Here is a 5,787-nt window from a genome sequence, read left to right on the forward strand (position 1 = left end):
TACTAATTTTAAAAGTGAAGATGAATTACGTGAAGCAATAAAGGATTACATATTTTTCTACAATAACAGCAGGTATCAAGAACGCTTCAATAATCTTACTCCTACTGAAGTGAGACAGGCTGCAATGGTTTCAATACCCCCTGCGCAATATCCTATACCTGAAAATAAACGTATTTTAGCATACAAGGCTATGCTATTAGAAAAAAGAGAAAAATCGAATAGAAAATGCGACCCTAATTAAGATCGCATTTTCTCAAAAATTTTATTTATTTTGCCTGTCTACTTGACAGGGGTCTGTTCAAAATTTTCATCAAATACACCCTTTTTATCTTTAGCTTTTTATCCAAAGAGGTCCTTTAACTTTTGATTTATAATTTTAATTATTGCTATTTATTCATTCCTTCATAATCCTTTAAGAATTTTTCAATTCCTGATGTTGTTAAAGGATGATTAATCATTTGAGCTATTACTTTATAAGGAATAGTAGCAATATTAGCTCCAGCTTTTGCACAGCTTATTACATGAATAGGATTTCTAATACTTGCTGAAATTATTTCAGTTTTAATATTATGAACAGTAAATATCTCTGCAATATCCTTAATTAAGTTTATTCCTTCACTACCTATATCATCAAGTCTTCCTAAGAATGGACTTACATATGTAGCTCCTGCTCTTGCTGCAAGTAATGCTTGCCCTGCTGAAAATATTAATGTAACGTTTGTCTTTATACCTTCTTTGCTAAGAATATTAACAGCCTTTAAACCTTCTTCGCTCATTGGAATCTTAACAACCATATTCTTATGAATCTTAGCTATTTCTCTAGCTTCTTTAAGCATTCCTTCACATTCCATAGAAATAACTTCTCCACTTATAGGTCCATCAACAATTGATGTAATTTCTTTTATAACTTCCTTAAAGTCTCTACCTTCTTTAGCAATTAATGATGGGTTTGTAGTAACTCCACATATTACTCCTAAATCATTTGCCTTCTTTATATCTTCAATGTTTGCTGTATCTATAAAAATTTTCATACCTATATCCTTCACTTTGCTTAAAAGATTTCTTTAACCTTATTAACTATTTCTTCTGAAGTAAGCTTATACTTCTTCATTAATTCATCAGGAGTTCCTGATTCACCAAAGCAATCATTTATTCCTACCATCTTAACTTTACATGTATATTCATCAGCTACAACTGCAGAAACATTTGCTCCAAGTCCACCAATTATAGAATGTTCTTCTGCTGTAACTATTCCCCTAGTTTCTTTAGCTGCCTTTATAATTATTTCTCTATCTATTGGCTTAATTGTTGACATATTTATAACTCTAGCCTTAATGCCTTCTTTTTCAAGGATTTTTGAAGCTTCAATAGCTTTTTGAACCATCATACCAGTTGCAATTATGGCTACGTCATTGCCTTCAACTAATTCAGTACCTTTTCCTATTTCAAATTTATAATTTTCATCATATATATCTTCAGTTGCACATCTTCCAAATCTTAAGTAAACAGGTCCATTCATTTCTGCAGCTGCCTTAGTTGCTGCCATAGCTTCTCTGTGGTCTGCTGGAACTATTACTGTCATATTTGGAAGGGAACACATAAGTGCTATATCTTCAACAGATTCATGAGTTCCTCCATCTTCTCCAACTGTAATTCCTGCGTGAGTTGCAACTATTTTAACATTAACCTTTGGATAGCAAATAGAATTTCTTATTACCTCAAATGCTCTTCCTGTAGCAAAAACAGCAAAAGTGCTTGCAAATGATATAAGTCCAACATTAGCCATACCTGCTGCCATTCCCATTAAATTTTGTTCTGTTATACCAGCATTATAAAATCTGTCTTTAAATTCTTTTTTAAAACCTTCAGTCTTAGTTGATTTTGAAAGATCTGCATCTAAAACTACTACATTTTTATTTTCATGTCCTAGTTCAACTAATGCCATTCCGTATGATTCTCTTGTTGCTTTTCCCATTTTAAATGTCTCCTTTACCTATGCAAGAATTTCTTCTATAGCTTTATTTTTTTCTTCTTCACTAGGTGCCTTGCCATGCCATGAAGCCTCATTTTCCATAAAGCTTACACCTTTTCCTTTAACAGTTTTAGCTATAATTACATTTGGTTTATCTGTGCATTTTTCAGTTTCTTTAAAGGCTTTATCTATTTCATCAAAATCATTACCATCTTCACAAACTACAACATTCCATCCAAAGCTTTTAAACTTTTCATCTAATGGTTGTATGTTCATAACATCTTCATTTTTACCATCAATTTGTAAGCCATTATTATCAATTATTGCAGTTAAATTGTTTAATTTATAATGCGCTGCAGCCATAGCAGCTTCCCAAACTAAACCTTCTTGAACTTCTCCATCACCTAGAACTGTATATACTTTTGATGATTTTCCAAGCAGTCTTAATCCTAATGCCATACCAACAGCATTTGATATACCTTGTCCAAGGGAACCAGTAGATACATCAACTCCATTTATATGTTTAGAATCAGGATGTCCTTGAAGAAGAGCTCCTATCTTTCTTAAACTATGCATTTCTTCTTTTAGGAAGAATCCTTTCTCTGCTAAAACAGCATATAAAGCAGGTGCTGCATGACCTTTACTTAGAACAAATCTATCTCTATCTTCATTCTTAGGATCCTTTTCGCTTACATTCATTTTTTTATTATATAAATATGTTAATATCTCTGAACATGATAATGATCCACCTGGGTGACCAGATTTAGCTTCGTAAACCATTTCAACAATGTCTTTTTTTAACTTGTTTACATATTGAATTTAAATTGTCTTTCTTCATTTGTACACCATCCTATTCTTATAACTTACTAAATTATTAGAATTTATATTATGTCTTGTTATTAAGCACAAATGTATGCATTAATAACAAGATCTAATATTCTATTTTACTGTTTTTCTTTCAACCAAATATGGTCTTAAATTCATTTCTTTTTTCACCATATCTTTTTCATTAATTTCATCAATAAGAATTCTACAAGCTTCCTGCCCCATTTTATATTTAGGTTGTGCTACTGTTGTAAGTTCTGGCTCTACAAATGAACAAATGTCTATATTATCATATCCTAATATACTTATGTCTTTAGGAATAGAATAACCTTTTCTTATAAGACATTTCATTCCTCCTATAGCCATTACATCACTTCCATAAAATATTGCATCTATCTCTTCATTCTTATTTATTAATTCTGTTGTAGCCTTTATCCCACCCTCTAGTGAAATATCACTACTTAATACAAGTTCTTTATTAAATACATTTAATTTTTTTGCACTTTCACAAAAACATTCTAATCTTGAGGCATATTTAGCACTATAGTTATTTCCTCCTATAAAAGCTATTTTTCTCATGCCTCTATTTAGAAGATATTTAATTCCACATTCTATACCTTCCCTATCATCACAAAAAACTCCATTTGCATCACAAGCTCCATCAACATGTCTATCTAATATAACAAAAGGAATATTATTACTCTTTAAAATTTCAATAGATTTATTATTTTCACCTGTTGATACTATAATTACACCATCTATAAGCTTACTTACAAGAAGTTTTACATATTGTTCTTCTCTTTCTTTATCATTAAAAGTATTACATAATATCATGCTATAAGAATACTTTTCAGCCTCTGTTTCAATAGCTTTAGCCATTTCTGAGAAAAATGGGTTTTCTATATTAGGAATTATAAATCCTATTGTATAAGTTTTTTTAGTACTTAAACTTCTTGCTAAAGAATTTGGTATATAGTTAAGCTTTTCTGCAGCTTCAAATATTCTATTTCTAGTTTCTTCTGATACATTAATATTTTTATTATTTAAAACCATTGATACTGTAGTTTTTGAAACATTTACTTCATTTGCTACATCTGCTAGTGTTACTCTACTCATTATTTGCACCTCTAAAGTTACACCCTAAGCTTTATATAGCTTAGTTAGTGGAGATAGTATATTATGAATATTTACATGCATAATCCTACTTTACTCCACTTTATTTTACACCAATTTTTAATTATTGTAGATAAGGATTTAGCTACTAATCTACCATCTGTAAATCTGCAACATATTGTTTATCAATTGTTTCTCCTTGATCTAACTTTTCTGCTAATTGCACTCCTAATGCTCCAATTAAATCTGCCTGCTGAGCAACTGTAGCCTTCATTTCTCCTTTATCTACAGCTTCAAGTCCATCTTCTATTCCATCAAAACCAATAACTACTGTATCTAAATTACTTGCTGCTATAGCTTTTGTAGCTCCTAAAGCCATCTCATCATTATGTGCAAATACAACTTGAATATCCTTATTTCCTTGAATTATATTTTCCATAACTTGTAGTCCTTTTTGTCTATCAAAATCTGCTGGCTGACTTGAAACAATATTTACATTAGGCTTTCCATCTAAAATATTATGGAACCCTTGTCCTCTATCCCTAGTTGCTGATGCGCCTGGTGTTCCCTGTAATTCAACAACATTTATATTTGCATCTTGTCCAAAAAGATCTAATATATATTCTGCAGCCATTTCTCCACCTGCTACGTTATCTGAAGCTATATGGCTTGTAATTTCTCCACCATTAGATTGTCTGTCTAGAGTTATTACTGGAATATTATTTTCATTTGCTACTTCTACAGCTCCAATTACTGCATCACTATCAGTTGGGTTTAAAAGTATTGCTGAAACTCCCATCTGAACTAAATCTTCAACATTACATCTTTCCTTTGATGGATCATTTTGTGAATCCAAAACTACTAAATCATATCCTGTTTTTTCTGCTTCTGCTAAAGCTCCATCTTTCATTTTCACAAAGAAGGGATTATTTAATGTAGATAATACTATACCGATTTTCTTTTCACTTGAATCACCTGACTTTGCTGCATTACCACATCCAGTTAACAACGTGAAAGTCATCATGGATGCTACTAAGCCAGCCAATATCTTCTTAATTTTTCTCATAAGAACTCCTCCTATCTTAATGTTAAATTCATATTATCTAGCAGCTTTTTTATTTTTCTTATCTAATAATACAGCTATTAAGATTACTAAGCCTTTAACTATTGATTGATAGAATGGTGATACATTCATTAAGTTTAATCCGTTATTTAAAACACCAATTATTGTACCTGAAATTTTACCTTCTCCACCTGCTAAAGAAGTTCCCCCAATAACTACTGCAGCTATTGCATCAAGTTCAAAGCCATTACCTGCTGTTGGTGAAGCTGATCCTATTCTGCTTGTAGCAATTATAGCAGCAATTGATGATGCTAATCCTGAAATAACATAAGCCATAGTTTTAATCTTTTCAGTATTTATACCTGAAAGTCTTGCAGAATCTTCGTTTCCACCTAAAGCATATAGATATCTTCCAAATCTTGTTTGAGTTAGTGCATAAGCAGCAACAACGAATACGATTACAGTAAGGATAACAGGAACTGGAATACCAAGTAACTATAATAGTGCAAAAATGCTTGAATAATTTTACAACTGAATAAAATAAAAAAACATTTATGATAAATCTCTGTTATAATTAAGTTCCTACACAAAATTCAACAAGGAGATACATAAATGTTTCAGAACACAATTATATCAAACGAACCATCAATATACAAATTTTTTAATCAATTAAATTTTGATTTTTACTTAACAAATCCTCAGTTAAAGCATTTAGAAAATATCATGAATGCTATGATATCTAAAGGCTTTAATGGTAAGATTTCCGACATAGCGGAGCTTGCACCCGCAAGACATCGAACTAGTATAACTAGAT

At 31.1% G+C, this 5,787-nt stretch carries 5 protein-coding genes and 3 pseudogenes; 2 read left to right on the forward strand and 6 right to left on the reverse strand.

Features of this window, described 5'->3' with window-relative positions:
* Positions 1 to 241 (forward strand): IS3 family transposase (locus BM384_RS14960; protein ID WP_139232144.1); only part of this gene is annotated, 241 nt, incomplete at its 5' end.
* Between the two features lie 145 nt (positions 242 to 386).
* On the opposite strand, the gene fsa is transcribed toward BM384_RS14960, so the two are convergent.
* From fsa to BM384_RS14990, 6 genes and pseudogenes are all read right to left on the reverse strand, one after another.
* Entirely contained in the window at positions 387 to 1,031 is a 645-nt protein-coding gene (gene fsa, locus BM384_RS14965; RefSeq protein WP_090014779.1) for a fructose-6-phosphate aldolase, read from the reverse strand.
* A 20-nt stretch (positions 1,032 to 1,051) separates the two neighbouring features.
* Positions 1,052 to 1,975, reverse strand: coding sequence for a transketolase family protein (locus BM384_RS14970; protein WP_090014781.1), 924 nt, complete (start codon positions 1,973 to 1,975; stop codon positions 1,052 to 1,054).
* A gap of 18 nt (positions 1,976 to 1,993) precedes the next feature.
* Positions 1,994 to 2,810: pseudogene (locus BM384_RS14975) on the reverse strand (transketolase).
* A 101-nt stretch (positions 2,811 to 2,911) separates the two neighbouring features.
* Positions 2,912 to 3,913, reverse strand: a complete 1,002-nt coding sequence (locus tag BM384_RS14980) for a LacI family DNA-binding transcriptional regulator (protein WP_090014783.1) — start codon at positions 3,911 to 3,913, stop codon at positions 2,912 to 2,914.
* A gap of 145 nt (positions 3,914 to 4,058) precedes the next feature.
* Positions 4,059 to 4,976 (reverse strand): ribose ABC transporter substrate-binding protein RbsB, encoded by a 918-nt coding sequence (gene rbsB, locus BM384_RS14985; RefSeq protein ID WP_090014785.1) that lies wholly within the window; start codon positions 4,974 to 4,976, stop codon positions 4,059 to 4,061.
* Between the two features lie 33 nt (positions 4,977 to 5,009).
* A pseudogene (locus BM384_RS14990) lies at positions 5,010 to 5,459 on the reverse strand (ribose ABC transporter permease); the annotation flags it as partial.
* A gap of 126 nt (positions 5,460 to 5,585) precedes the next feature.
* Between BM384_RS14990 and BM384_RS14995 the strand changes: the two are divergent.
* Positions 5,586 to 5,787 (forward strand): annotated as a pseudogene (locus BM384_RS14995) (IS701 family transposase); the annotation flags it as partial.

The organism is Clostridium sp. DSM 8431, from assembly GCF_900116755.1.
Classification (GTDB): Bacteria; Bacillota; Clostridia; order Clostridiales; family Clostridiaceae; genus Clostridium.